Origin of the sequence: Sulfitobacter noctilucicola (genome assembly GCF_000622385.1) — a bacterium.
In the GTDB taxonomy this organism is placed as follows: Bacteria; Pseudomonadota; Alphaproteobacteria; order Rhodobacterales; family Rhodobacteraceae; genus Sulfitobacter; species Sulfitobacter noctilucicola.
This window is the reverse complement of the sequence record NZ_JASD01000008.1, coordinates 581,716-608,052: the sequence shown is the minus strand read 5'-3', so window position 1 is coordinate 608,052 and position 26,337 is coordinate 581,716. Positions and strand designations below refer to the sequence as shown.

At 57.2% G+C, this 26,337-nt stretch carries 28 protein-coding genes; 14 read left to right on the top strand and 14 right to left on the bottom strand.

The window, feature by feature from the left end:
- Positions 1-20 precede the first annotated feature (20 nt).
- Positions 21-734: a DNA/RNA nuclease SfsA gene (gene sfsA / locus Z946_RS0106695; protein WP_025054953.1), complete on the bottom strand. Its 714-nt coding sequence runs from the start codon at positions 732-734 to the stop codon at positions 21-23.
- Between the two features lie 47 nt (positions 735-781).
- Here sfsA and Z946_RS0106690 point away from each other — a divergent pair, with 47 nt between their 5' ends.
- From Z946_RS0106690 to Z946_RS0106675, 4 genes are read left to right on the top strand one after another with little or no spacing between them, the layout of a single operon-like run.
- The gene (locus Z946_RS0106690; RefSeq protein WP_025054952.1) at positions 782-1,501 is read left to right on the top strand and encodes a competence/damage-inducible protein A; all 720 of its coding nucleotides are present in this window, start codon (positions 782-784) and stop codon (positions 1,499-1,501) included.
- Complete coding sequence (locus tag Z946_RS0106685) at positions 1,498-2,217, top strand: GNAT family N-acetyltransferase (protein WP_025054951.1); 720 nt, start codon at positions 1,498-1,500, stop codon at positions 2,215-2,217. Before Z946_RS0106690 ends, Z946_RS0106685 begins: the two co-directional genes overlap by 4 nt.
- Before the next feature lie 11 nt (positions 2,218-2,228).
- Positions 2,229-2,798 (top strand): peroxidase-related enzyme, encoded by a 570-nt coding sequence (locus Z946_RS0106680; protein ID WP_025054950.1) that lies wholly within the window; start codon positions 2,229-2,231, stop codon positions 2,796-2,798.
- Positions 2,795-3,730, top strand: coding sequence for an OmpA family protein (locus tag Z946_RS0106675; RefSeq protein ID WP_025054949.1), 936 nt, complete (start codon positions 2,795-2,797; stop codon positions 3,728-3,730). Before Z946_RS0106680 ends, Z946_RS0106675 begins: the two co-directional genes overlap by 4 nt.
- 5 nt (positions 3,731-3,735) lie before the next feature.
- Here Z946_RS0106675 and Z946_RS0106670 read toward each other — a convergent pair whose 3' ends face one another.
- The 3 genes from Z946_RS0106670 to Z946_RS0106660 all read right to left on the bottom strand — a co-directional run bounded on the left by Z946_RS0106670 (position 3,736) and on the right by Z946_RS0106660 (position 6,055).
- Positions 3,736-3,921 (bottom strand): hypothetical protein, encoded by a 186-nt coding sequence (locus Z946_RS0106670; protein ID WP_025054948.1) that lies wholly within the window; start codon positions 3,919-3,921, stop codon positions 3,736-3,738.
- A 142-nt stretch (positions 3,922-4,063) separates the two neighbouring features.
- Positions 4,064-4,969 (bottom strand): LysR family transcriptional regulator, encoded by a 906-nt coding sequence (locus tag Z946_RS0106665; protein WP_025054947.1) that lies wholly within the window; start codon positions 4,967-4,969, stop codon positions 4,064-4,066.
- Positions 4,970-5,113: 144 nt separating this feature from the next.
- Complete coding sequence (locus Z946_RS0106660; protein WP_025054946.1) at positions 5,114-6,055, bottom strand: zinc transporter ZntB; 942 nt, start codon at positions 6,053-6,055, stop codon at positions 5,114-5,116.
- Between the two features lie 177 nt (positions 6,056-6,232).
- Between Z946_RS0106660 and Z946_RS0106655 the strand changes: the two genes are divergently transcribed.
- Complete coding sequence (locus tag Z946_RS0106655) at positions 6,233-7,204, top strand: Hint domain-containing protein (RefSeq protein ID WP_025054945.1); 972 nt, start codon at positions 6,233-6,235, stop codon at positions 7,202-7,204.
- On the opposite strand, the gene Z946_RS0106650 is transcribed toward Z946_RS0106655, so the two are convergent.
- Positions 7,201-9,228, bottom strand: coding sequence for an NADPH-dependent 2,4-dienoyl-CoA reductase (locus Z946_RS0106650; RefSeq protein ID WP_025054944.1), 2,028 nt, complete (start codon positions 9,226-9,228; stop codon positions 7,201-7,203). The two genes, Z946_RS0106655 and Z946_RS0106650, sit on opposite strands and share 4 nt — an antisense overlap.
- A gap of 158 nt (positions 9,229-9,386) precedes the next feature.
- On the opposite strand from Z946_RS0106650, the gene Z946_RS0106645 reads away from it, so the two are divergent.
- A complete protein-coding gene (locus tag Z946_RS0106645; RefSeq protein WP_025054943.1) occupies positions 9,387-9,869 on the top strand; it encodes an RNA pyrophosphohydrolase in 483 nt (160 codons plus the stop codon).
- A complete protein-coding gene (locus Z946_RS0106640) occupies positions 9,869-10,345 on the top strand; it encodes a hypothetical protein (protein ID WP_052836080.1) in 477 nt (158 codons plus the stop codon). Before Z946_RS0106645 ends, Z946_RS0106640 begins: the two co-directional genes overlap by 1 nt.
- Here the strand turns inward: Z946_RS0106640 and Z946_RS0106635 are convergent.
- The 3 genes from Z946_RS0106635 to nth are packed head-to-tail and all read right to left on the bottom strand — an operon-like array spanning position 10,342 to position 12,586.
- The gene (locus Z946_RS0106635; protein ID WP_025054941.1) at positions 10,342-10,932 is read right to left on the bottom strand and encodes a GNAT family N-acetyltransferase; all 591 of its coding nucleotides are present in this window, start codon (positions 10,930-10,932) and stop codon (positions 10,342-10,344) included. The genes Z946_RS0106640 and Z946_RS0106635 overlap by 4 nt on opposite strands.
- 3 nt (positions 10,933-10,935) lie before the next feature.
- A complete protein-coding gene (locus Z946_RS0106630) occupies positions 10,936-11,925 on the bottom strand; it encodes an adenosine kinase (RefSeq protein ID WP_025054940.1) in 990 nt (329 codons plus the stop codon).
- Positions 11,926-11,935: 10 nt separating this feature from the next.
- Positions 11,936-12,586: an endonuclease III gene (gene nth / locus Z946_RS0106625; RefSeq protein WP_025054939.1), complete on the bottom strand. Its 651-nt coding sequence runs from the start codon at positions 12,584-12,586 to the stop codon at positions 11,936-11,938.
- Between the two features lie 91 nt (positions 12,587-12,677).
- On the opposite strand from nth, the gene Z946_RS0106620 reads away from it, so the two are divergent.
- From Z946_RS0106620 to Z946_RS0106610, 3 genes are all read left to right on the top strand, one after another.
- Positions 12,678-13,541 carry a bifunctional helix-turn-helix domain-containing protein/methylated-DNA--[protein]-cysteine S-methyltransferase gene (locus Z946_RS0106620; protein WP_025054938.1) on the top strand — a complete coding sequence of 288 codons (864 nt, stop codon included), beginning with the start codon at positions 12,678-12,680 and terminating at the stop codon, positions 13,539-13,541.
- A gap of 111 nt (positions 13,542-13,652) precedes the next feature.
- Positions 13,653-14,327: a YiaD family glycine zipper/OmpA-like lipoprotein gene (locus Z946_RS0106615; RefSeq protein ID WP_025054937.1), complete on the top strand. Its 675-nt coding sequence runs from the start codon at positions 13,653-13,655 to the stop codon at positions 14,325-14,327.
- Between the two features lie 113 nt (positions 14,328-14,440).
- On the top strand, positions 14,441-14,977 hold the full coding sequence (locus tag Z946_RS0106610; protein WP_025054936.1) for an NADPH-dependent FMN reductase: 537 nt from the start codon (positions 14,441-14,443) through the stop codon (positions 14,975-14,977).
- On the opposite strand, the gene Z946_RS0106605 is transcribed toward Z946_RS0106610, so the two are convergent.
- The gene (locus Z946_RS0106605) at positions 14,974-15,381 is read right to left on the bottom strand and encodes a VOC family protein (protein ID WP_025054935.1); all 408 of its coding nucleotides are present in this window, start codon (positions 15,379-15,381) and stop codon (positions 14,974-14,976) included. The two genes, Z946_RS0106610 and Z946_RS0106605, sit on opposite strands and share 4 nt — an antisense overlap.
- A gap of 27 nt (positions 15,382-15,408) precedes the next feature.
- Between Z946_RS0106605 and Z946_RS0106600 the strand changes: the two genes are divergently transcribed.
- On the top strand, positions 15,409-16,206 hold the full coding sequence (locus Z946_RS0106600) for an HTD2 family dehydratase (protein ID WP_025054934.1): 798 nt from the start codon (positions 15,409-15,411) through the stop codon (positions 16,204-16,206).
- A gap of 9 nt (positions 16,207-16,215) precedes the next feature.
- On the opposite strand, the gene Z946_RS0106595 is transcribed toward Z946_RS0106600, so the two are convergent.
- Positions 16,216-17,253, bottom strand: a complete 1,038-nt coding sequence (locus tag Z946_RS0106595) for an NAD(P)/FAD-dependent oxidoreductase (RefSeq protein ID WP_025054933.1) — start codon at positions 17,251-17,253, stop codon at positions 16,216-16,218.
- A 52-nt stretch (positions 17,254-17,305) separates the two neighbouring features.
- Between Z946_RS0106595 and mnmC2 the strand changes: the two genes are divergently transcribed.
- Complete coding sequence (gene mnmC2, locus Z946_RS0106590; RefSeq protein WP_025054932.1) at positions 17,306-17,980, top strand: tRNA (5-methylaminomethyl-2-thiouridine)(34)-methyltransferase MnmC2; 675 nt, start codon at positions 17,306-17,308, stop codon at positions 17,978-17,980.
- Complete coding sequence (locus Z946_RS0106585; protein ID WP_025054931.1) at positions 17,977-18,855, top strand: DMT family transporter; 879 nt, start codon at positions 17,977-17,979, stop codon at positions 18,853-18,855. The genes mnmC2 and Z946_RS0106585 overlap by 4 nt, the downstream gene beginning before the upstream one ends.
- On the opposite strand, the gene Z946_RS0106580 is transcribed toward Z946_RS0106585, so the two are convergent.
- Positions 18,811-20,775 carry a lytic transglycosylase domain-containing protein gene (locus tag Z946_RS0106580; protein WP_025054930.1) on the bottom strand — a complete coding sequence of 655 codons (1,965 nt, stop codon included), beginning with the start codon at positions 20,773-20,775 and terminating at the stop codon, positions 18,811-18,813. The two genes, Z946_RS0106585 and Z946_RS0106580, sit on opposite strands and share 45 nt — an antisense overlap.
- Positions 20,776-20,909: 134 nt before the next feature.
- Between Z946_RS0106580 and dapA the strand changes: the two genes are divergently transcribed.
- On the top strand, positions 20,910-21,785 hold the full coding sequence (gene dapA, locus Z946_RS0106575; protein WP_025054929.1) for a 4-hydroxy-tetrahydrodipicolinate synthase: 876 nt from the start codon (positions 20,910-20,912) through the stop codon (positions 21,783-21,785).
- A gap of 35 nt (positions 21,786-21,820) precedes the next feature.
- Here dapA and Z946_RS0106570 read toward each other — a convergent pair whose 3' ends face one another.
- The 3 genes from Z946_RS0106570 to Z946_RS0106560 all read right to left on the bottom strand — a co-directional run bounded on the left by Z946_RS0106570 (position 21,821) and on the right by Z946_RS0106560 (position 26,326).
- The gene (locus Z946_RS0106570) at positions 21,821-22,693 is read right to left on the bottom strand and encodes a dimethyl sulfoxide reductase anchor subunit family protein (RefSeq protein WP_025054928.1); all 873 of its coding nucleotides are present in this window, start codon (positions 22,691-22,693) and stop codon (positions 21,821-21,823) included.
- A complete protein-coding gene (locus tag Z946_RS0106565) occupies positions 22,693-23,439 on the bottom strand; it encodes a 4Fe-4S dicluster domain-containing protein (RefSeq protein WP_025054927.1) in 747 nt (248 codons plus the stop codon). Before Z946_RS0106565 ends, Z946_RS0106570 begins: the two co-directional genes overlap by 1 nt.
- A gap of 73 nt (positions 23,440-23,512) precedes the next feature.
- Positions 23,513-26,326, bottom strand: coding sequence for a molybdopterin oxidoreductase family protein (locus Z946_RS0106560; protein ID WP_025054926.1), 2,814 nt, complete (start codon positions 26,324-26,326; stop codon positions 23,513-23,515).
- Between the last annotated feature and the right edge of the window lie 11 nt (positions 26,327-26,337).

Sequence of the window (26,337 nt, the reverse complement as noted above, 5' to 3'; positions counted from 1 at the left end):
TCATTTCTGTTTGTGCTCTCTTATCGCGCCAACGGCCCAAGGACCAGAGGGGCGGCAATGCGCACTTCTTCGGGGGTGATATGGGTGCCAATGCACAAGGTTTCCACCCCGGCCTGCGTTGCGGCGTCATGAGCGGCCGCATAGGTGGGATCAATATCAGCCGCCATAGCGACATGGGTGCAGTCAGTGCGTTGTACCAGATAGAGCAGAACGGCACGGTGCCCCGCCCGAGCAACCTGGGCCAATTCGCCCAGATGTTTCGCCCCGCGTGCGGTCACACTATCGGGGAACTCAGCCAGTCCATGCTGTCGCGACAGGGTCACGGATTTGACTTCAACATAGGCGTCGGGCAAGCCATCGCCGCTTAGCAGGAAATCTATGCGCGATTTGGTGCCGTATTTCACCTCGGGTTTCACCGTGGTGTAGGCGTCCAGCCCATCAATCTTCTGCGCCTGTAATGCCGCACGAATTGCCTTGTTGGGCAGACTGGTGTCGACACCGGTGAAATGTCCGTTCTCGTGATCGACCAAGCGCCAGCCGAAATTCAGCTTTTTCTTTGGATCGTCATTCGGCTCCAGCCAGATTTTGATACCGGGTTCCGCTAAGCCCAACATAGAGCCGGGATTGGCGCAGTGGGCCACAACTTCGCGCCCGTCCTCCAGCATACAGTCGGCCAGAAACCGTTTGTAACGGCGGATCAGGCGGGCGGGGACAAGTTGGGTTTGAAAGCGCATGGGCCACGGCCTATACCGTGAAGAAATGACGCTCAAGGAGAAGTGCTTTGTCCAACCCCACAGCCGCGATGATTGTTATCGGTGACGAAATCCTTTCAGGGCGTACGCGCGACAGCAACATGCACCACCTCGCGGGGCAGCTGACCGAAGCTGGTATCGACCTCAAGGAAGTGCGCGTTATCGGGGATGAGCACGGCACGATTATTGCGGCAGTGCAGGCGATGTCAAAAGTCTATGACTATGTCTTTACCAGCGGCGGGATCGGCCCGACCCATGATGATATTACGGCTGACTGTATCGCAGCCGCATTCAACGCGAATATTGATGTGCGCGACGATGCCCGCGAGATTTTGGCGGAGCATTATGCCAGATCAGGGACCGAACTGAACGCAGCCCGTTTGCGCATGGCGCGCATCCCGGATGGCGCGGCCCTGATCGACAATCCCGTCTCTGCCGCACCGGGCTTCAAGCTTGAGAATGTGCATGTAATGGCCGGTGTGCCATCGGTGTTTCAGGCCATGGTTGCGTCAGTCATCCCGACGCTCACCGGCGGCGCGCCCCTGATCAGCAAGACATTGCGGATCGAACGTGGTGAAGGGGACATTGCCGGTCCGCTTGGCCAGTTGGCCGAAAGCTATCCTTTGTTGTCGATGGGGTCTTATCCTTTCCAGAAAGACGGCAGGTACGGTGCCCATATCGTCATTCGCGGCAATGATGATGAACAGATTGACGCAGCACTCGCAGAACTTGAGGCCGCGTTCCAATGACCCCATCCGTTACCCGTCTTTATGAGGTCTGCGAGCATACCTGGCCTGCGGCGCGGGAGTGGACCTCAGGTGCATTCACACTGCGCGACGGCCAAGGCGGCGGGAAGAGGGTGTCGGCAGCTACCGCGATAAAGGATGCGTCAGAACAAGACATTGCGGGTGCCGAGCAGGCGATGAAAGCTATCGGGCAGACCCCGCTGTTCATGATAAGGGAGGGCGAGGAGGCCCTTGATGCCCTGTTGGAGGCGCGAGGGTATCAGGTGATTGATCCCGTTATTCTATATACCCTGCCAATAGAAAAACTGACCGATGTACCGATCCCGCGTGTGACCGCATTTAATCTGTGGGAACCTTTGGCGATTATGAGAGAGATTTGGGCAGCGGGGGGCGTGGGGCCTGCGCGTATCGCCGTGATGGAGCGCGCCAAGGTCAAGACCGCGATCCTGTCGCGCTGGAACGAAAAACCCGGCGGCGTTGCCTTTGCCGCTGTGCATGATCACGTTTGTATGGTGCATGCGGTTGAAGTGTTGCCGCATCAGCGCCGTCAGGGTGTGGCCCAATGGATGATGCGCCGCGCGGCCTTTTGGGGCAAATCACAAGGGGCCACGCATCTTTCCGTGCTTTGCGTTGAGCAGAACGAAGGTGCGAACGCGCTTTATCGTGCATTGGGTTTCTGCGAAGTTGGGCGCTATCACTACCGCATACGACCTGAATAAAGGAGCCAGTTATGGCCGAAGACATGCCTACCGCCCTAGACCTACCAATGATGGATCCGCTGCCTGAAGAAACGCAGAAATACTTTGACATTTGTCAGGAAAAGCTCGGCATGGTGCCCAATGTCCTGCGCGCCTATGCTTTTAATGCAGAAAAGCTGAACAGCTTTACAGCGATGTATAACGATCTGATGTTGGCTGACAGCTCGTTGAGCAAGCTGGAGCGGGAAATGATCGCTGTCGCGGTATCCTCGGTCAACAAGTGCTTTTACTGTTTGGTTGCGCATGGTGCAGCTGTACGTGCTTTGTCGGGTGATCCGGCGTTGGGCGAAGCAATTGCGATGAACTACAAGGTGGCGAAAATCACGCCAACGCAACGTGCGATGCTGGATTTTGCCGTTCAGATGACCCGTGAAAGTGCCAGCATTGAAGAAGCAGATCGGCAGGTGCTGCGGGATGCGGGCTTTAGCGATCGTGACATCTGGGATATCGCCAATGTCGCGGGATTCTTCAATATGACGAATAGGGTGGCAAGCGCTACTGACATGCGGCCAAACGCCGAATATCACGCGCAAGCCAGATGAAAATTGCGTGGCTGGTGATTGCATGTGTTCTTGCCAGCCCCGCTGCTGCGCTGGATCTGACGTTGCCGTCTACCGCGCGACAGACTGTGACCCGCGACACCTCGCCTGACGTCTATGAAGCACCCGTAGGTGTGTTTGAAAACGGCCAGGTCCCTACAATCAAGATCGAAGGCGACGTGCGCCGGGCGGCATGGAAGCTGAACTCTCCCGGATTGACGCCATTTCAGGTGATGCGCCCTCTGCGAAGCCAGCTGATCGAAGCGGGGTTCGAAATTGCTCTGGATTGTCGGGCCACTGCTTGTGGAGGCTTTGACTTTCGGTTTGCGACTGAAACGCTTCCCGGTCCGAATATGTATGTCAATATTCGTGCATTTCAGTTTGTCACCGGCATCAAGACCTCAGAGAGTGAGGTGTCACAGGTCGTCACGCTGCTGGCCAGTACTTCAGCGGCGTCGGCCTTTGTTCAGATCATTCAAGCCGGTGAGGTCGGGTCAGAGGAGCCGCAGGTCGATGCAACCGGCGCATTGCCTACGGCTCCTCTGGGTGAAGACGGCGGCGACTTTGTCACGCGATTGCTTGCGCGCGGACATACGGTTCTGACTGATCTGGATTTCGAAACCGGCAAATCGGCGCTGGGCTCCGGACCGTTTCGTTCACTTGAGATGCTGTCGGAATACTTGCAGGCAAACCCGCAGATGCGCATTGCGGTGGTCGGGCATACCGATGCAACAGGTGCCCTTGATACAAATATTACGATTTCACGGTCGCGTGCCAGATCAGTTCGCCAGCGGCTCATCAATGCTTACAAAATCGATCCCGCCCGGTTGGATGCGGAAGGTATGGGATATCTCGCGCCGGTAGCCAGCAATCTGGACCCTGCAGGGCGCGAGGCGAACAGGCGCGTTGAGATCGTATTGTTGGGATCGTCCTGAGCGCTTCAGCGCTGCTGTGATTGAATGGCAGCAACTTCTTCTGTCAGACTTGGCGCGTTCAGAGAGACACTCTGCGAAGTCAAAAGATCGATTTCCAGCCGGGTCACATCGTTAGCTGCGGCTTCAACCGTTCCACATGAGGAAACTGAAAGGGCCACGAGGGTAAAGGTCAGGGCGCGGGGAACATTCATCGTATCCAGCCTTGTTAAAATTCATTGTCTACAATCTGGCTACAGTCTGTTTCCGGCAGAAATAAGGCGGGAAAACGAAAAAGACCCCCAACTGTCTTATCGACAGAGGGGGTTTAGTTCACACCGAGGTAGGTGATCGGGTTTACCAGTCGCTAGGGCCTTTTTCGGCAAAGGCATGGACCAGAAAATCAATAAATGCGCGGACTTTGGGCTGAGTGAAGCGGCCGGGCGGGTAAACAGCATAGATACCTTGGGTCTCTAGCGGTAATTCGGGAATTGCATCCTCAACCAGCCCTTTTTCCATCGCTTCGGAGTAGAGGAAGCTGGGAAGGTACGCGATGCCGAGGCCGGATATCGCTGCATTAAGCAGGCTTTGTCCGTCATTCACCGAAAGCCAGCCTGCCGTGCGAACCTGACGTTTTTCGCCCGAAGGTGCCGTCAGCTTCCAGACATTACCACTCGATTGGTTCGAGTAATGCAGCAGTTTGTGATCATTAAGATCGTCGATTTTGTCAGGGCGGCCATACTGTTCGAAATATTTCGGGCTGGCGATCATTCGTTTGGTCGTTTCCGTCAGCTTACGGGCGCGCAGTGTGCTGTCTTCCAGCTCTCCGATCCGTACGGCCATATCAAAGCCTTCGCTGATCAGCTCAACATACCGGTTGTTCAAAACCATGTTCACGGTGATGTCCGGGAAATCTGATAAGAATTCGGACAAAACCGGCGACAGGTGGTTTACGCCAAAGTCGGTGGCGACCGATATACGCAAAAGACCTGAGGGGGCGGACTGCATGGATGTGACCAGTGCATCGGCTTCGCCGGCGTCATTCAGAACGCGGCGGGCGCGGTCATAATAAGCAAGACCAATCTCGGTCGGACTGACGCGGCGCGTGGTGCGGTTCAGCAGGCGGGCGCCCAACCGCGCCTCAAGGGAGGACACGTGTTTTGAAACGGCGGACTTGGAAATCCCCATCTTTTTGGCAGCATCGGTAAAGCCTCCTTGGTCCACCACGGTGGCGAAAGCTTCCATTTCTGTCAGGCGGTCCATACCCGCTCCTTCACATCACTTAATTCGAAGGCTGGTATGAAAGCCAAATCAGGCAGGAAGGGGGCAGGGTTGGGACAGTTGCAAGGTAATTGCGGGTATCGTTCATGGCGGGGAAACAGGTGAACAGTGTGTTTCGCGGCCTGTTCAGATCCACCTGATCCAGCGCAGGATAGCCACCATAGCAACGCTGAGGCCCAGCATGGACAGGCAAAGGATGGCAAACGCATGCGGGTGGTCAGCCCCGATCATTCCGGCAAGGTTCACCCCGAAAAGGCCGGTGATAAAGCTTAGCGGCAGAAACAAGGCCGCCGCGACGGACAGGACATAAGAGTGGCGCGCCTGTCTTTGCGCAACGTGATTGTCATGCTCGCCCTGTATAGAAGTCAGCCGGTCGCGAAGCTCGTCCAGCTCTTCCACGGCTATGGTGGACCGGTTCGCAATTTCGCGCAGCTGCATCGCATTTGGCTCAGGCATAATCGGTAGGTTGATCGCTGCCAGCTTGGCCAGCGCATGCCGTTGCGGTTCAAGATAGCGGCGCAGGCGAATGATGCTGCGTCTGGTAACCGGCAGGTCGCGCGGGGGCAGTGTGTCGGTGTCTTCCAGATCTGTTTCGTAGAAATCGGTCAGCTGCTCAATCGTATCAATGTGGTTTTCAACCCGTGTGGTCAGCCCGTCCACAAGCCATTCAAGAAAGGTCGCAGGATCTTTGGGCGCGTTGCCCGCCTCGCAAGCCGCGCGGATGGCATCGACGGCAAACACCTTGCGGCGGCGGACGGTAATCAGGACATCGTCGGCAACCCAGAGGCGCAGCGAAATCATCTCGTCTGCTACGGCATCTTTGTTCATGTTAATGCCGCGCAGGTTCAGCATCAGCCCGTCATTATAGGTGTCGCAACGCGGGCGTGTCTCGGCTTGAAGCAAAGCACCTGCGGGGATCGGGGGCAGATGTGACGTAACCCAACCGGCAAATTCCGGGTCCGTCATATCGTAGTGCCACCAGCGATACCTACCGTTTCCAGTCAAATCGCTATCTGTTGGGACAGACGCGGTGCCGTTAGCGGAGATATCGAAAACACATATGGCCATTCGCGTATGTAGCCGCCTTTATTCTTAGGGCGCAATGCGGGACGGCAGAAACGAATGCGATACCAACGACGTAGCATTGCGCGCCGTTAACCTTAACAAAGCCCTATCGGCGCCGCATTTTGCCCAGATGGCCTCCTTAATCCCGAAGACTTACCTGTTCTTCCGGAGCCGTCGATCGTGCCTTTTATCTATTTATACAGTCCAAGTGATTTTGTTTCCGCCCTCCCTATCGAAGAAGGTGCCGCGGCAGCAGGGACGCCGGTCTACACGTTGCAGTTACGCCCTGATGCCGAACCAACCTTGGTCGAGATCACGGATGACGATGCTGTATTTGACGAAGTTGATGCCACCCAATCTTTGACCAATGACATCAATCTGGATGGCGCGACCTATACCGCTGGCACAAGCATCAACACCGCTTATGACCTGATCAGCAGCACCGGTCACAAGGTGACCTCATTCCATTTCGGAGGAGACGGTTACCAGCAGGGCGCGGTAGATGGCATCGCCTCGACTGTGCCGCTGGTTCCCGGGCAATCCTATACGTTTCAGACGGAACGGACGTCGCATCAGCAGAATAACCAATACACCGACTACACGGCCTGTTTTACCCAATATACGCCGATTGATACCCCTGTAGGGCCGGTGAATGCAGGGACGCTTTGCCAAGGGGATCTGGTGATAACGATGGATCATGGGGTCCAGCGGGTGCGCGGTGTGCTTTCACAGGATGTTGCGGCTGAAGGTGCTATGGCACCTGTCGTCTTTGCGCCCGGCAGTATCGGCAATCGCGAAGAAATCATCGTGTCACAACAGCACAGAATGCTATTGTCCGGCCCCCGTGCAGAACTGTTGTTCGGGGATCCGGAGGTTTTGATACCTGCGGTGTATCTGGCTGAACATGGGATGGGCGAGCTGCGCTGCGGCGGCATGGTCCGCTACATTCATCTGGTGTTTGACCAGCACGAGATCGTTTTCTCAAACGGTACGCCGAGCGAATCTTTCCTGCTTTCAGACCAATCCCATTTGCCACCTGATATCCGCACCGAGCTTGTCAGCTTGTTCCCGGATTTTTGCGCAGAGGATGCTGAGCTTCAGGCGGCGCGCCTGTGTTTGCGCCGCCATGAAGCCCATGCAATGATTGCCTAAAGCGCAGCGGCCAGACGGGTGCCCTGATCAATCGCGCGTTTAGCGTCCAGTTCTGCCGCGACGTCTGCGCCACCAATTACATGACACGTCTTGCCCTTGGCTTCCAACGCGTCCGCAAGTGACCGGTCAGACAGCTGGCCGGCACAAAGAACGATTGTATCGGCTTCGATCAGCGTCGGGTTCTCACGCGCTTCGCCAAAGCTGATGTGCAATCCGTCTGCGTCAATTTTCTCGTAGTTGACGCCAGCTATCATCTTGACCTCTTTCATCGTCAAAGAGGCGCGGTGAATCCAGCCGGTTGTTTTGCCCAGACCCTTGCCCACTTTTGTGGTTTTCCGCTGTAGCATCGTGACTTCACGTGCAGCCTTGTGTGGCTGCGGACCTTCCGGTGCCAGACCGGCGCGATGCTCGGCAGGGTCGGCCACGCCCCATTCCTTCATCCACTCCGGCAGGTTCAGTGTGGTGCTTTCGCCATCATGAACAAGGTGTTCGGAAACGTCGAAACCGATCCCGCCAGCGCCGATAACGGCGACCTTCTGTCCTACTTCGGCCGTGCCATTCAGTACGTCGATATAGCTGACGACGTTCCCTGAATTCTGACCCGGAATTTGCGGATCACGAGGGATCACGCCGGTGGCGATGATCACTTCGTCAAAACCGTCCAGATCGTTGGCGCTGACCTCGGTATCAAGCTTTACGGTAACACCCTTTTCTTTGACCATCGTTCGGTACCAGTCAACGAATCCCCAGAATTCTTCTTTGCCAGCGACCTGCTTGGCGAGGTTCAGCTGACCGCCGATCTCAGATGCGCGATCAAAGACAGTCACCTTGTGCCCGCGTTCCGCCGCGGCCAAAGCTGAGGAAAGGCCCGCAGGGCCCGCTCCCACAACCGCGATGGTTTTTGCGGTGTCGACAGGTTCAAGCTTCAGCTCAGTCTCATAGCAGGCGCGGGGATTGACGAGGCAGGAGGATATTTTACCGCCGAATGTGTGATCAAGGCAGGCTTGGTTGCAAGCAATGCAGGGCGCAATCTGGGCCGCATGACCTTCCATTGCCTTTTTTACAAAGTCGGGATCAGCCAGCATTGGTCGGGCGAGGCTAACCATATCGGCACACCCATCTGCCAGCACCTCTTCGCCAACTTCCGGTGTGTTGATCCGGTTGGACGTGATCAGCGGGATGCCAACCTTACCCATCAGCTTTTTGGTCACCCATGCAAACGCTGCACGCGGAACGGATGTCGCAATGGTTGGGATGCGCGCTTCGTGCCATCCGATACCGGTGTTGATGATGGTGGCACCCGCTTTTTCAATTTCTTGGGCCAGCTGCGCGACCTCTTCGTAGGTCGAGCCGTTTGGCACCAGATCGATCATCGACAGGCGGTAGATGATGATAAAGTCGTCGCCCACGGTTTCGCGCACGCGTTTCACGACCTCGATCGGAAGTCGCATCCGGTTTTCGTAGGATCCGCCCCAGCGGTCTTCGCGCTTGTTGGTGTGGGTGACAAGGAACTGGTTGAGGAAATACCCCTCGGACCCCATCACTTCGACCCCATCGTATCCTGCCTCTTTGGCGCGGCCCGCACAGGCGGCGATGTCTGCGATCTGCTTTTCGATGCCTTCCTCGTCCAGCTCTTTCGGTGCAAACATAGAGATAGGCGATTTGATCGCAGAAGGGGCGACGCAATCTGGAGAAAAGGCGTAACGGCCAGCGTGCAGGATCTGCATAGCGATTTTGCCGCCTGCTTCGTGCACGCGCTTGGTGACTACACTGTGGTTTTTGACGTCTTCGTCGGACACCATCATCGCGGCACCGTGCGCAACTGACCCTTCGGGGTTGGGTCCGATGCCGCCTGTGACCATCAGACCGACTTCACCGCGGGCACGTGCCGCATAGAATTCCGCTACTCTGTTCCAGTCTTTTGTTTCTTCCAGACCGGTGTGCATTGATCCCATCAGCACGCGGTTTTTCAGGGTTGTGAACCCGAGATCGAGCGGGGCGAGAAGGTGTGGATAGCTGGACATAGGCATGGCCTTTCTGGCAGAAAATCGGTTTTGCAAAGACAACACCGCAACTGGCCGCCCGAGTCACGCGCAACGCCGCGTCATCCATGTGCTATTGGATATCAGCGCGGGATGGGACACAAGGGGAGCGTGGCACAACCAAATGGAGCCTATCGAGAATGACACCCGAAGAGATTAGCAAACTACCCTATCGCCCCTGCGCGGGTGTGATGCTTTTGAATGCGGAAGGCCTGGTCTTTGTCGGCCAGCGCAAGGACCGCTACACCGAAGCCTGGCAAATGCCGCAGGGTGGGATCGACAAGGGCGAAGACCCGCAAGAAGCCGCGCTGCGCGAGCTGGAAGAAGAAACCGGCGTGAGCCGTGACCTTGTGACCGTGTTGGCCGAGACATCGGGCTGGGTGCCCTACGAACTGCCGCACGATCTGGTACCGCAGTTGTGGAAAGGCAGATATCGCGGACAGGAGCAGAAATGGTTTCTTCTGCGGTTCGAAGGCACTGATGGACAGGTGAATATCGAAACAGAACACCAGGAATTCTCGGCGTGGAAATGGATGCCTGTGTCTGAGCTTCTGGATTCTATCGTGCCTTTCAAGCGCTCGGTCTATGAAGCGGTGCTTGCTGAATTCGAAGGCCATTTGTGATGCGATTTATGCTCTTCCTTCTGGCATTGATGGCTCCGGTTCCTGCGTTAGCGCTTTCATGCCTCGCCCCTTCGGTCGAGCGTAGCTTTGCGCAGTTTGACGCAGCAGAAGAGGTTTATATCGTTGTGCATGGCAGGTTGACGTTTGATCCTGACCAGCTGCCTGAAGGCATGACACAAGACCCGCTGCCGCCAAATGAGACGCTGGTACCCGCGCGGCTAAAAGGGCTATCGCTGACGCACAGCGGGTTTACGTTGCCTTTCGATCAGGAACTTACACTCGAAGTCCAGTGCGCCGGGCCATGGTGTGGTGGCGCGCAAACCGGTGAAGACGTTCTTGCCTATTTGCGCAAAGATGACGGCGCCTATTTTCTTGCGATCAGCCCCTGCGGCGGGAGCGTTTTTGGCACGCCAAGGCCTGCGATGCTGAAAAAGGTGCAGCGATGCCTTGCAGGTGCGAAGTGTGAAGGGCGCTAGCGGATCGAAGGGAAATGCGGGGCGGCGCTTTCTGGCAGAACGCCAGTCAAACGTGGATCATCGTCAATTTCGACCTGTTGCTTATACGGTGTAAAACCGCTGCGCTGATAAAAACTGAGCGCCTGCTGGCTGTCGATGGTGCAGGTGTGGACGTGAAAGCGTTTGATCTCGGCCGCCCAAGCGCGGCAGATGGCTTCGTTCATGAGATAGCGTCCGGCACCTGATCCTATCAGCGTTTTTGTGAGGCCGAAGTAAGCAAGTTCGCATTCGCCGTGTTGTCTAAAATCTAGTTCCAACAAGGCTTCGTCCACGCCATCTTTGGTCAATGTGAAAAGCGCGACCTCGGGATTGTTCAAAACGGCCATGAGCGCGCGATCGTCCAGTGTGCGCCTGCTGTACCAGAGCCAAGGGGTGCCCACGCGGTCAAAGACATCGCGGTACCAACCAAGGTCGGGCGTAACCTGTCGCAAGGTGACACCGGCGGGTAGGGCAGCAGGCCGGAGTTGCGGAGGGGCTGTCATTTCAAGATGGGTGACCACCATCGCGACCTTGCCCGCAGGCACATCATGCAGACCGTTTGCAAGCATCGGTTACAGAAGCCCCTCATTCTTGAAGGCCTCTCGCATATCGCGCTGGGGGCGCGGGCCGATGTGGCTGATGACTTCGCCTGCACACAAGTTGCCCATGCGGCCGCAGACCTCAAGGTCATAGCCCTTTGCCAAACCAAATAGGAAGCCGGCGGCAAACTGGTCGCCTGCTCCTGTCGCATCAACTGGAGTCACTGCTTTGACGGGTACATCAACGCGTGTGCCATCCTTTATCAGGCTGACGCCCTTGCCAGAGCGTGTGGCGACAACAATCGGGCAAATATCTGCGGTCTTGGACAGAGCGGCTTCAAAGTCGTCGGTCTCAAACAGGGATTTCAGCTCGGCCTCGTTGCCAATGACATAGCCCAGATCATTTTTGATCAGCGACAGGAAATCGGCGCGGTGGCGTTCAACGCAGAAGGGATCGGAAATCGCGATCCCTGCCATGCCACCACCTGCTGTTGTGGCACGCGCGGCCTCGCGGAAGGCGGTTTTGCCTGCGTCCTGATCAAACAAATACCCTTCAAGGAACATCATCTTGGCGTTGCCCGCCACGTCCGCAGATACATCCGCCGAAGACAGACCTGTTGAAATGCCCAGATAGGTGTTCATCGAACGCTCACCGTCGGGCGTGACAAAGATCATGCTGCGCGAGGTGGGCGTTTCCCCATCGGCCACGGGCGGGTTCACAAAATCGATGCCATGATCGGCCATCGCACTTGCGTAAAATTCACCTAGCGCATCGTTACGAACACGTCCGATGAAGGCGGTCTCCAGCCCAAGCGCACCGGCACCCGCGATGGTATTGGCAACCGATCCGCCGGGCGTCTGGACCCGTTCGTTCATGGCACCATAAAGCACTTCACCGCGATCCTGTTCGATCAGCTGCATGATGCCCTTTTCGATGCCCATATTGGCTAGAAAGTTGTCGTCCGTTTGAGTGATCACATCCACAACGGCGTTGCCGATGCCAACAAGGTCATAGGTTTTCATGCAGGTTTCCTTAAGAAAGAGTTGTTTTGTGCTCAAAGGCGCAAAGGTCTTTGATGATACATGTGGGGCATTGGGGTTTGCGGGCTTTGCAGTGATAGCGGCCGTGCAAGATCATCCAGTGATGCGCGTGCAATTGCTGGTCGGCAGGCACGTTGTCCTCGATGGCACGCTCTACCGCATCTACGGTTTTGCCAGGGGCGATGCCGCTACGGTTGCCAAGCCGGAAGATATGCGTATCGACCGCCTGCGCAGGAAAGCTCCACCACATATTCAGTACGACATTGGCGGTCTTGCGACCCACGCCGGGCAGTCCGATCAGCGCAGCGCGTGAGTTAGGAACCTCGCCTCCGTACTCATCAACGAGGATTTGGCTCAGCTTCATCACGTTCTTGGCTTTCTGCCGGAACAAGCCAATCGTCTTGATGTGTTCGGTCAGCCCTTCGAGGCCGAGATCGAGCATCTTTTGCGGTGTGTCTGCGATCTGGAAAAGTGCTTTTGTCGCCTTGTTCACACCAGCATCGGTTGCTTGCGCAGAGAGCGCAACGGCGACAACAAGCGTATAGACGTTGACGTGATCCAGCTCCCCTTTGGGTTCGGGGTCTGCCGCCTGAAAGCGGGTGAAAATCTCGCGGATCGTATGATAGTCGAGCTGTTTTGCCATGTCCTGTGGTATGCGCGATGCAATCAATGGGGGCAAGCGGTTGCGCATGTTTCGGGTCGCAAGGGAGGCGTTTGGGCAATAAGTTGGTCGCATGAACGCAAATACCCATATCCCCGCCTTTGATACCGGTTACCACTACCAGATCATGCGCCGCGCAATTGATCTGCTGGATACGGCCGATCATGCGCTGACCCTTGATGAGGTTGCAGCACGCATGGACATGTCACCCGCGCATTTCCAGCGACTGTTCTCACGATGGGTCGGTGTGTCTCCCAAGCGCTATCAGCAGTACCTGATGCTGGGGCAGGCCAAGGATATGCTGCGCGACCGTGCCACTACACTGAGCGCGGCACACGAGGTCGGGCTGTCCGGTACTGGCCGTCTGCACGACATGTTTCTGCGGTGGGAAGCAATGAGCCCTGGTGAATTCGCCCGTCAGGGTGCCGGACTGACCATCTATTGGGGATGGTTCGACAGCCCCTTCGGACTTGCCTTGGTGATGGGGACCGATCGCGGCATATGCGGTTTGGCGTTGGCCGCTGAAATGGGCAAGGAGGCCGCGATGCAGGATTTGGTCTCCCGCTGGCCCAAAGCAACCTTTGTGGAAGACCCTGAAATGTTGCGCCCTTGGGTGATGACTGCTTTTGGCGCATCGCAAGCTTCTGATGAGAAAGCTCCGATTTACCTCATTGGCGCGCCGTTCCAGATCAAGGTCTGGGAGGCCCTGCTGCGTGTGCCCTCGGGCCATGTCACGACCTATTCCGATATCGCCAGCAGCATCGACAATCCCAAAGCGGTGCGTGCGGTTGGGACAGCAGTGGGCCGCAACCCGATCTCGTGGCTGATCCCGTGCCACCGTGCACTTCGCAAGTCGGGGGCGTTGGGCGGCTATCATTGGGGTCTGCCTGTCAAGCGCGCTATGCTCGCATTCGAAGCCGCAAGAGCAGAGGGATAGGCGGGAACCTGCCGAGCAATCTTTCCCCGTGATTAATTCACTTCCAAGACCATATATACTGCACGCATCAAGCGCTCCGCCCGAACGGGGCCGAAACATGAAGGCAGTATTATGAATTCCTCGAAAATTTCCGTGGCAGCTCTTTTGGTGGGCGCAATGACACTGGGTGCCTGCGCTCCGCAGGGCGGCAGTATTCTGGCCCAGCCGGGCGATCCGAGCCAGAAAACCAAGAACGGCGCATTGATCGGCGCGGCATCGGGTGCCGTGATCGGTGCGCTTTCAAAAGGTGACGGCAACCGTGCCGATGGCGCATTGGTTGGCGCCGTTCTGGGCGGCGCAGTTGGTGCCGGCATCGGTTATTCGCTGGACAAGCAAGAGGCTGAATTACGCCAGCAGATGGGTAGCAACGTAGCAATCACCAACACCGGTGACCGTCTGATCGTGACGCTGCCCAACAACCTGCTGTTCGCAACCGACAGCTCTTCTGTCACGCCGACCCTCCAGGGCGATCTGCGTGCGCTGGCGCAAAACGTCCAGCTTTATGCGAACTCCACGCTCCAGATCATCGGTCACACCGACAGCGACGGCGATGCGGCTTATAACCAGACACTTTCTGAAAGCCGTGCGCGTTCTGTTGCAAATGTGTTGATTGGCAATGGTGTGCCGCAGGGTCGTATTCAGACCTTTGGTCGTGGCGAAAGCCAGCCAGTGGCAAGCAACCTGACGCCTGACGGCAAGGCGCAGAACCGTCGTGTTGAAATCGTGATCCTGCCCAACCCGGCATAATCCTCGACCTCTGCAAAAACGCACAGAAGCCTCTGCATCACGCAGGGGCTTCTTGCTTTTTGCGCAGTCGCGATCAGGTATAGGTCAAAGAAAAATTCAATGGAGCACATAGGATGACGACGCCCAGACTTTTCGGCCTTTCGGGGTCATTGCGCAAAGGTTCGACAAATACCAGACTCTTGGAGGAAGCTGCCCGTCTATTCGGGGCCTGTGATTACATTCTGGCTGACCTTAACTTCCCACTTTACAATGGGGACGACGAAGCCGCGAGCGGCGTGCCCGAGATCGTGAAGGCCGTTGCCGCGCAGATCGTTGAGGCAGATGCGGTGATTATTTCCACCCCAGAATACAACGGCGCGCCATCTGGCGTGTTGAAAAACGCGCTGGACTGGATCAGTCGCGTTGAGGGCAGCACATGGGGCGGCAAACCTGTGGCAGTGATGTCCGCTGCTGCCGGACGCGCAGGCGGCGAGCGTTCGCAGATGATCTTGCGCAGCTGCATGGTTCCGTTCCGCCCCAACATCCTGCAAGGCCCACAGATACATCTGGCGGCCAGCAGCGATGCCTTTGACGAAAACGGGCACCTGAAAGGCGAGATGTACGTGAAGGAATTGACCGAGTTAATGCAGTCCTTGCGGAAGCTGATCTAGCGTCTTGCTGCGATCTCAATCAGGTTTCTGTCGGGATCGCGCAGGTATATCGACATCAGAGGGCCGGTCGCGCCAGTTCGCGGGACCGGTCCTTCTTCGATGCGAACATCCTGTTGTGCCAGATGTATCATCCAATCATCGAGCGACGCGTGTGTAAGGAAGCACAGATCAGCGCTGCCAGGCGTCGGGTTTGTCGACTTTGGCTCAAACTCCGCCCCGCTTTCATGCAGATTGATCTTTATTGAGCCGAATGTGAGCGCGTGGCGCTGCTCTGCATCTGCCGTCATGAAAACGGTGGCTTTCATGTTCAATGCATTCTCATAGAAGGCGATCGTGGCGTTTATATCGGCAACCGTCAGCACCAGATGATCAATCGTTTCAAGGGTCGGCGCAGCTTGCAGCATACGGTCTCCGTAGATTACTTTGTGACAATGAATACTGACCAACCAGCAAGCCATAGTCAAAGCGATCTGATGGACCCTGCGCGTGCTAACGCGCTACGCGTGGCCATGGGGGATACGGCCTGCTTTAGTAAAGGCTCGACCCTGCCGCCGTTCTTTCACCAGATATATTTCTGGGATCCTCGGCCACCCGAAGCGCTTGGACGGGATGGCCATCCGAAAGTGGGGGGATTGATCCCCGATATGGGGCTCCCGCGCCGGATGTGGGCTGCGGGTCGGATGCAGTTCAATGCACCGCTGGTGACGGGAACGCCTGCCAAACGGGACACAGTTGTGGAGACATCGCAGCGCAAGGAGGGCCGCACCGGGCCGCTTGGGTTCGTGACTTTGCGCCATGAGGTCTATCAGGATGAAGTCCATTGCCTGACGGAGTGGCAGGATTTGGTCTACCGCAAAGACCCCGCACCTGACGCGGTGAAGCCTGAAGCCCCTCAGGCACGCACTGACGAAGAGACACGTCAGGACGTTCGCTTTTCATCGACTTTGCTGTTCCGCTACTCAGCATTAACTTTTAACGGGCACCGCATTCACTACGATCTGGACTATGCGCGGGATGTTGAAGGGTACGGTGGGCTGGTCGTGCACGGACCGCTTCTGGCGCAGCACCTGATGCTTATGGCGCAAGCACAGCTTGGCCCGCTTGAGACATTCCAGTTCCGCGCGACTGCCCCGTTGATGCATTTCGAAACAGCGACCTTGTGCAGCAAGGGGCGGGACTTCTGGGTGCGTGGACCGGACGGTCGCCAGTGCATGGTCGCAAGCGCCTGAACTGTGATGCTAGAGGTTATCTTCGACGCGGAACCCTACAGGGATCGTGTCGGTTGATTCCAAAACCAGATCTGCCATCACATGGGCGACCTTGGGTGCCATGCCAAAGCCAATCTTGAAACCGCCATTCGCGATGAAGTGATCGGGCCGATCTGGCCATTGGCCCAGCATCGGTGCGCGGCTGCGTGACCTTGGCCTGACACCTGCCCACCTGTCGATAACTGGCGCATCTGCCAAGGCTGGAACGGCGGCTTTGGCTTGCGCAATGACCTCATCCAGCTGGTCATCCGTCTTGTCGGGCGAAGAATATTCCCGCTCCGACGTTGAGCCGACAGCAACCGTTCCGTCACAATGGGGAATGATGTGAACCCCGCCGGCAAAAAGCTGTGGAAGGCCCGATGCGTCAAACTCCAGCAATGCAGCCTGTCCCTTCACACCGTTCCCCATGCTGCGACTGTGCTGCGCCGTGAGGTCGACCAGCCCTGCGACACCTGTCGCCCAGACCACCCGGCCGCTGTCAGGTGCCTCTTTCACAACCTCGACGCCCCGACTGCGCAGTGCCGCAACAAGCGCGCCGCAGGCTTGGCGGGGATGGATCAACGCGCTGAGCGTGTCGAAGATCAGAAAACCGGATGGAGAAGCAGGCTGCCACGGATTGTTGCTGGCAGCTGTGACTTCCCACGCCGCCTTGTCCTTCCAAAGGGTTTTGGCAGTATCCGCCCGCTGACGGGCCAAAGTAAGCGCGTGATCATCGGGCACGGGTTGCAATCGACCGTTGCGGGCATATCCGGCGGACCGGCCGCCTGTTGCCTCGACCTCATCCCAGAACCCTTTTGCCATCAACAGGCTTTCGAGCTGGAATGCCTTTTTGGCGTTCCAGTTTTCAGGAACATGCGGTGCCAACGCACCGACGATCCCACCGCTCGATCCGTTGGCGGCACCGTGAGGATCAACGATGCACACTTTCGCGCCGCGGGACGCACAGATCCATGCAATAGACAGGCCAAAGATACCCGCGCCACGCACTGTCACATCATAGCTTGCCAAGCGTTTCTCCTTCGCGCACATCTGTCTCGAACTCTCCTTACGCGGTGTCGCTGTGCAGAACCAGTCGGATCAAATCTTGTGGCGCGATGGCGATGTGCCTGTTTCTTCGATGTTCGACGATCCGTTCTTCAGTCTGGAAAACGGTGTGGCAGAGACGGAGCATGTATTTCTTGCGGGCAACGATCTGCCCGCGCGCTTCAAACCGGCTTTCGGCATTGCGGAGCTGGGGTTCGGGACGGGATTGAATATGCTGGTGGCGTGGGATGCTTGGGTGCGGTCGGGGCAGGCCGGGTCGCTATCCTTCACCAGTTTTGAGGCCTTTCCGATGTCCCCTTCCGATATGGCGCGGGCGCACCGCAGCTTTCCTGAATTTGACGGCCGGCGGGATCAGTTTCTGGCGACGTGGAAAGGCGCTGGCGGCACACTGTCCCTGCCGGGACTGGAGGCGCGGATTGTTGAAGGGGATGCAAGAGTGACCTTGCAGGAATGGGACGGCAAAGCGGACGCGTGGTTTTTAGACGGCTTCTCGCCTGCGAAGAACCCCGAACTTTGGTCTGATGACATGCTGAAGGAAGTCGGCAAGCATACGCATGCGGATGGTACGGCCGCGACCTATACAGCAGCAGGGTTCATACGACGATCTTTGGCCGATGCGGGGTTCGAAGTCGAGCGCGTTTCAGGTTACGGCCGCAAGCGTCACATGACCCGCGCAAGGATGCCGGTATGAGCCAGAGTAACAATATCCCGCTTGGCATCGGTTTGATGGTTGCCACGACCTTTGTATTTGCGGTGCAGGACGGTTTGTCCCGTCATCTGGCGGGCGAATACAACGTGTTGATGGTGGTGATGATCCGTTATTGGTTTTTCGCCGCTTTCGTGATCGCGATTGCCAAGCGGAATGCGGGCAGCATCCGGCAGGCGGCAAAAACGTCTCAGCCTGTATTACAGGGTCTTCGGGGCCTCCTTTTAGCGGCAGAGATCTGTGTCATGGTGGCCGCGTTTACGATTTTGGGATTGGTCGAAAGCCATGCTGTCTTTACCTGTTACCCGCTTCTGGTCGCAGCGCTGTCGGGCCCCGTGCTTGGCGAAAGCGTCGGTTGGCGGCGCTGGTCGGCAATTGGTGTCGGTTTCATCGGGGTACTGATTATCCTGCAGCCTGGGATGAGCGTTTTTGATCCCGCAGCCGCAATCCCTTTATTGGCCGCAGGGATGTTTGCGATTTACGGTTTGCTTACCCGTTACGTTGCGCGTGAAGATACGACGGCCACGAGCTTTTTCTGGACAGGTGTCATGGGCTCGATCGCAATGACATGCGCTGGCGTATGGTTTTGGGAGCCAATGTCTGCAACTGACTGGATATTCATGGGCTGTCTTTGCATCACGGGCGTGTCGGGACATTGGTTGCTGATCAAATGCTACGAAGTTGCAGAGGCAAGCGCGGTTCAACCGTTTGCCTATCTTCAGCTGGTCTTTGCCGCGATCATCGGTATCAGCATTTTTGGTGAAACGGTGCGGGCAAACGTGGCAATCGGCGCCGCACTTATCGTCGCCGCGGGTCTATTCACTTTTTGGCGCGAACGCCTTCAGAGTGCTTCCAACTAATTCCTCACTAAAAGGGATGGGCAACGGATCCAGACCCAGCCGTGCGCGGTAGACCGGCAGGCTTTCTGTGACACGCATGATGTAGTTCTGCGTTTCGCGGAACGGCACCATTTCAACCCAATCGACAATGTCGACGTCGCCTGTGCGCGGATCACCGTAGTCTTCCATCCAACGCGGCGGGCGGGCCGGACCGGCGTTATATGCGGCAGCGACCATGACAACGTTGCCATCAAAGCGACCTGCCATCTGGGAAAGGTACTTGGCACCCAGCCGGGCATTGTAATCAGGATCGGCAGTCAAACGATTGGTGGTGTGAAGGGCAAGAACACCGAGGTCGCGTGCCACGTCTTTTGCAGTTGCAGGCATTACCTGCATCAAACCACGCGCGCCGGCGCCGCTTTGCACGACAGGATCGAATTCGCTTTCACGGCGGGCAATGGCCAGCGTCATATCGGCTGACATGGGTAGGTCCATTTCCACCAGCGAATGCAACGGATAATAGGGCGCCGCGATGGTCAGGCCGCGCCGCGCCGCCCGCTTGCCAATCATTACCGCAAGGTGGGGCTGGTCCGCATCAATTGCTGCCTGCCCCAGAAGGGCGATGTCATCGGGCACCAGTTGCTCTGCCAGATGGGTCCAGAACCGCTCTGCCAATGTGATCTGGCCAGAGGCCTGCAACAACAATCCCGCTTCGAACAATGGGGCCTTTGCAAGCGCCGATGTGCGCCAATCCTGTCCCGGTGTGGGACCGGCGAGGGCTGCATCAAACGGAAGCCCACCGCGTTCTGCGGCAAGAAGGCCGTAAAAGGATGTCTGGTGCTGCGCACCCATGGCATAAGCCTTGGCGGCTTCTTCAGCACGTCCCATGGCTTCAAGTGCGCGCCCCTGCCAGTAACCTGCGCGCCCCTGCGAAATCGGGCTTTCTACAACGCGGTCATGGTTCAGGAAATGCTGATAGGCGTCTTCTGGCCTGTCCAGGAAACGCAGGGCGATATAGCCGGACAACCATTCAAGGTCCGCGTAATCCGAACCTGATGTGAGATGGTGTTGAGACGCCATATCATAAGCCCGCTGTCGGTCGCCGGAACGCATTTCGCCACGGGCGAGTGCACGGCGGCGGTTCGACCATTTCTCCGGTCGTCCAAGTGCTTCGGCGCTCTTGGAGCTTTCAAGCAGAAGGTCCTTCGCGTCATTCACTAGCCCCTTGCGGATACGCCACTCAAACCGGTCGGCTTGCAGACCAGCATCACCAGCCTTGCTGGCGGGAAGAGCATTGATGAGAGCGTTCACATTGCCATTCCGGTTCTGCAGCGCAATGCGGGTTTCAGCGAGCGCGATGTCGTCTTTGCCGACCAGATCGAACATCTGGCGGGCTTCGGTATGCTGCCGGTCCCAAAGCATGTTTTCCAACCGCGCGGCATGATGTGGCTTCAGGATTGCATCGTATTCGGCCAGAAAAAGTGCCTGCGAGGTCGCATTCATCGGCATGTCGCGCCATGCTTTTACGATCAGCGCGTTTGCCTCAGCCTCCTGATCCGATCGTGTCAGCGCAGCAGCGTGTGTAAGTACACCACGCGGTGTCTGCGCGGGCATTTCTGCAAAGAAGGCGAGAATCGTTTCATCGTTCTGGCTGAAGACCAGTTCCTCGGACCGCTTGCGTAGATAAGCCTCACCCGGCCAGTCAGGCCTGCGGTCAAGGAAGGACCTTAAGCGGTCCCAATCTCCGCGACCCGCCCGTAAGGCGTGCCATTCAATAACATCGGCGGCAACCTGCCCATCGCGTGCCGCCAGCTGATGGGCGCTTTGCCAGTTTCCCTCAACCATCGCTTCAATCGCCCAGCCCAGCGGGCGCGGTCGTTCCGCCTGAGCGGTCAAAGCGGACATGAAAACAAGTATCAAGGCGGTCAGAATCCGTGTCATCACTTGCAATTCCTGTGGGCAAAGGGCTACAGCCTTGCAACATATCTCATAGGCTGGCGCAATCAAATCACTTCACTGCCAGCTTTCGTCCCCGTCAGGCATTCCGCCTGCCAGCACAACAAAGGAGCGTGCACATGTTCAAAGGCTCACTGCCTGCCCTCGTCACGCCGTTCAGGAACGGCGAGCTGGATCTGGAGACGTTGAAAAAACTGGTGGAATGGCACATCGGCGAAGGATCAAACGGGCTTGTTCCTGTTGGCACCACAGGCGAATCGCCGACCCTGACACACCGCGAGCATGAAACAGTTGTCGAAGAAGTCGTGAAAGCCGCAGCGGGTCGCGTGCCGGTCATCGCCGGAGCGGGTTCGAACAACACGATCGAAGCGATCCGTCTGGCGCAACACGCCGAGAAAGTCGGTGCTGATGCGATTCTCGTGGTAACGCCTTACTACAACAAGCCGACACAGCGTGGCCTGATCGCGCATTTCACAGCCATTCACGATGCCTGCGGTCTGCCGATTATTATCTACAACATCCCGCCGCGTTCCGTGATCGACATGACGCCCGACACAATGGGTGAGCTGGCCAAGTTGCCGCGTATCGTTGGCGTCAAGGACGCAACTGGTGATCTCGCTCGTGTCAGCATGCAGCGACTGACATGCGGTCCTGATTTTTGCCAGCTTTCCGGCGAGGATCCTACCGCACATGGCTTTAATGCGCAGGGTGGCGTTGGCTGTATCTCAGTCACGGCCAACGTCGCACCAAAGCTGTGCAGCGAACTGCAAGCAGCTTGTGCTGCGGGTGACTACAATAAAGCGCTGGAAATCCAGGACCGGTTGATGCCCCTTCACAAGGCGATCTTTACAGAGCCGGGGCTGGTTGGCGCAAAATACGGTATGTCCCGGCTGGATCTGTGTGCCGACGAAGTGCGCCTGCCGCTGACTGCGCTCTCGGACGACACAAAGGCGCTGATTGATGCCGGCATGCGCCACGCCGGTTTGATCGACTAAGCAAACAAGGTGGGGATCATCCCCACCTTAAGCAGTTATCTTTTGCCATAGTATAGGCCGACCACGTGTTCTGCTTCGGCAAAGAAAAGCCAGCGTGCGACAATGACCCCTGCTACATGCGCCAGCACGGCAACGACCGCGATGATGTGGTTGAACGGCAGAAGTAGCAAAACCACCGGCAGGATGCTCATCAACACCAGTGCAATCACGCGCAGCTTTTGGCTGTGTTTGCGCCCGATGACATGCACAAATTCACGCAGCAGATAGTTGGTGCCGGTGTGTGGCGGCTCGAACGCGCGGACAGTGCCGATATTCCCCAATTGCGTGGCGCTCGCCATATCCGTCCCGCTTTCGGAAAGACGCTTGTCGCCGAGCAGCCATGTTACGGCTTGGATAGCGCCTGCAATCAGGATGAGCAGCAGTGCTGATGTTACCTGCCCTGCCAGCAACGCGCCGCCCGCTACAGAGAGGGAAAGGAAGTTCAATGGTGTCAAAGGCATATTCCAGCGCGGTACGGTCTTGAGCTGGGCGTAAATCATCGAGGTGGTGAAAACTGTCCCGAGCGAGAATGCCGCGCCGACAAAGCCGATGAGGCCCCAACGTTCGCCCAAAAAGACCAGACCTGCCCCATAGATAGCCATGCAGACAAGCGCGATGACCGCGCAGACCGCTTCGCGGCTGAGCCAGCTTGAGCGCCATTGCGTAAACGCCTTGAACGCGCGTTCAGGGTGGCCAAGGTGGAAGGTTGAAGAGATCAACCCGCCCACAGCCAGCAAATAAGCGATTGTGAAGAAAGCAAAGGCCGACCCACCTGTGACGGCAGGAATACCAAGCCCCAGCCAGACCAGCAGGCCAAAGCCCAGACCGGAAAAGACCGAAAAGAAAATGACGGAAGGTGCCGGATGCATCAGATTTTCTCCAAAGCTTTGTCGAGCCAGCCGAGGAAACCTTTTGGTTCTTCGATCACGGGTTCTAGGAAAGGGGCAAGCACATCAAATTCCGGCAGCGCATCCTTGGGGCGTGGGGGCAGGTATTTATTCACAGGCTTGGTGCCCTGTTCAGGCATCAGATCAACACCACCACGCTCCGCGACCAACCGGCTGACGTCGCTGTCCGGATCACCCAGATCGCCGAAGTGCCGTGCGCCCGCAGGACAGGTGCGTACACAAGACGGGACGCGGTCGATCTCGGGAATGTTCTCGTTATAGATACGGTCCACGCAAAGGGTGCATTTTTTCATCACCTTCTCTTCCTGATCCATCTCGCGCGCGCCATATGGACAGGCCCAAGCGCAGAGCCCGCACCCGATGCAGTCGCTCTCGTTGACCAGAACGATGCCGTCCTCGACACGCTTATAGCTGGCACCGGTGGGGCAGACCGTGACGCAAGGCGCATCCTCGCAATGCAGGCAAGATTTGGGGAAGTGGATCAGCTGAGCCTCCCCTTGTTCAGGCTGTACTTCGTAGGAATGCACGCGGTTGAGGAAAGTACCAGAGGGGTCGGCACCGTAAGGGTCTTGATCGGACAGGGGCGCCCCGTAGTTTTCCGTGTTCCAACCCTTGCAGGAAATTACACAGGCGTGGCACCCGACGCAGGTATCAAGGTCGATAACCAGCCCGAGCTTCTTGTCGGTTGTCTGTGGCAACGTGGTCATAGGTTTTCCTCCGCACGGGGGGCAAGACTTTTGCAAAAGTTCTGGGATTTTTCTTGCAAGACAAACGGGTTTCTCATTTGCCAACCTTCCATGCCAATTTATCGGGCCCTTTCCCGACGGGGGATTTTATCGGAGGATATTCAGGCCGCGATTCTTTAGGCGCTTCCGTCTTTTCGATCCGCACCTTCAAATCAAACCACGCCGCCTGACCGGTGATCGGGTCGGAGTTGGCCCACCGCATGCCGTCAGCTTTGGGTGGCAGAAGTTCGTGGATCAGGTGGTTGAGCAGGAAGCCCTTGGTCGCCTCGGGTGCGTTTTTGTCCAGCGCCCATGCGCCTTTGCGCTTGCCGATGGCATTCCACGTCCAGACGGTGTTTTCGTTCAGCGCGGCCATCTCCATCACCGGTACGGTGATTTCGCCGTGTGGCGAATAGACCCGCGCCCAATCGCCATCGCTCAGATCATTCTGACGCATCAGTTTGGTCGGCAGGTACAGCGGGTTGTGTCCGTGCAACTGACGCAGCCACGCGTTTTGCGATCCCCATGAATGATACATCGCCATGGGGCGCTGGGTCAGCGCGTTGATGGTGTAACCCTCGTTGCCCTGTTGATCGGTCTCGTACCAGATCGGCAGCGGGGACATCGTATCTTTGATCCGCTGGCGCAGATGGTCGGGCGGTTGCCGTTCACCGTGGCCTTCGGCGGCCAGTTGGAATTTGCGCATCGGCTCGACATAGAGCGAAAACAAATAGGGCTGCGGACTATCGTAGAGGCCCATGCCAACGGCCCATTCCTGATAGGCGGTATTCCACGGTTTATAATAGTTTGCCCCATCAGGAATGTGTTCTACGAAAAAACCGCCGTTCTCGATGTAATTATCGATCTGCGCTGCGTTCACACCGCCGCGTCCGGATTGAAGGTTCTTTTCCCCCATCCGCCAGCCAGCAAGCGGCCCAATCCCGGGGCGGCGTTCATGGTTTACAATGTAGTCGGCGTAATCTGCGTATTTCTGTGTGCCATCCTCATTGACGAAGCCGGGCAAACCCAGCTTTGCGCCCAGATCGCATAACGCGGATTGAAAGCCTTTGACGTTACGGTCGGGTTCGACCACAGGCCAGCGGATGGCATCCGCCGCCGCGTCCGCCTCGCAGATCGGGCGGTCCAGCAACGAGATACAGTCATGGCGCTCAAGATAGGTGGTGTCAGGCAGGATAAGGTCGGAATAGGCGACCATTTCAGAGCTATAGGCATCGGAATAGATGATATGCGGGATGACGTAATCGCCGTTCTCGTCCTTGTCCGTCAGCATTTCCATCACGCCGCCGGTGTTCATCGACGAGTTCCACGACATGTTCGCCATATACATGAACAGCGTGTCGATCTTGTAAGGGTCGCCCGCATGCGCGTTCGAGATGACCATATGCATCAACCCGTGGCTGGACATAGGGTTTTCCCATGTAAATGCTTTGTCGATGCGGGCCGGTGTGCCGTCTTCTTTCAGCGCCAGATCGTCAGGACCATGCACAAAACCAAGGTGCGGTCCGTTTAGCGGTGCACCCGGTGTCATGCCGACGTGTGGCTTGGGGTGGGCTGTCGCTGGCTTGGGGTAGGGTGGTTTAAAGCGGAAGCCGCCCGGAACCTCGACCGTGCCGAGTATGATTTGAAGCGTGTGCAGTGCGCGGCAGGTCTGAAAGCCGTTGGCATGGGCCGAAATCCCGCGCATGGCGTGGAAGGACACAGGGCGACCTGTCATGGTTTTGTGCTTCTCGCCGCGGAAATCGGTCCACGCGTGATCCAGCTCGAATGCTTCGTCAAAGGCAACGCGGGCAAGTTCGGCAGCGATCGCACGGATACGCTTGGCGGGGATGCCACAGCGCTCTGCCACAGCTTCCGGCGCATATTCATCGCTCAGATACATATCGGCCATTTTGTGGAACACAGGTTTATGCGTCACCCCCTTGAGGCGATGCGTGGCAGCGAGGTCCGGCTTGACCCCCGGTTTGTCAAAGGCGGCCAGTTTGCCCGTGACACGGTCCACGACCAACTGTTTGCCGTCCTCATCGCGCATATAGAGACCGAATTCCGGCGACTTCTCATCGCAGTTCACCAGAACGGGTGCGTCAGTATACTGAGCAAGATAATGCAGGTCGATTTTGCCCGCCTTCATCAGGCAATGGATCATCGACAGGATGAACAAACCGTCCGTACCTGGTGTGATGCCGACCCAATCGTCAGCCACCGCGTTATAACCGGTGCGGATCGGGTTCACGCCAATGACGCGCGCGCCACGGCCCTTGATTTTACCGATACCCATTTTGATCGGATTGCTGTCGTGGTCTTCGGCAACACCAAACAGCATGAACAGCTTGGTGTGATCCCAATCGGGTTGACCAAATTCCCAAAACGCACCGCCCATGGTGTAGATGCCGGCGGCGGCCATGTTTACTGAACAGAAGCCGCCATGTGCCGCATAGTTCGGTGTGCCAAAGGCCTGCGCCCAGAGGGATGTGAAAGATTGCGACTGGTCGCGACCGGTAAAAAACGCCAGCTTTTCAGGATTGTCTTTGCGGATAGGCTCAAGCCAGTCGGCAGCGATCTGATAGGCTTCATCCCAACTGATTTCTTCAAACTCGCCGGACCCGCGCGGACCGACCCGCTTGAGCGGCGATTTCAAACGTGAGGGCGCATTGTGCTGCATAATCCCTGCGGACCCTTTGGCACAAAGCACACCCTTGTTGACCGGATGATCGCGGTTGCCTTCGATATAGGCGACCTTGCCCTCTTTCAGGTGCACATTGATGCCGCATCGGCAGGCACACATGTAGCAGGTCGTCTTGCGAATCTCGTCGGATACCTTGGGCGACAGATCTAGCTTGGGCTGGTTCATGGTGTCGGTCC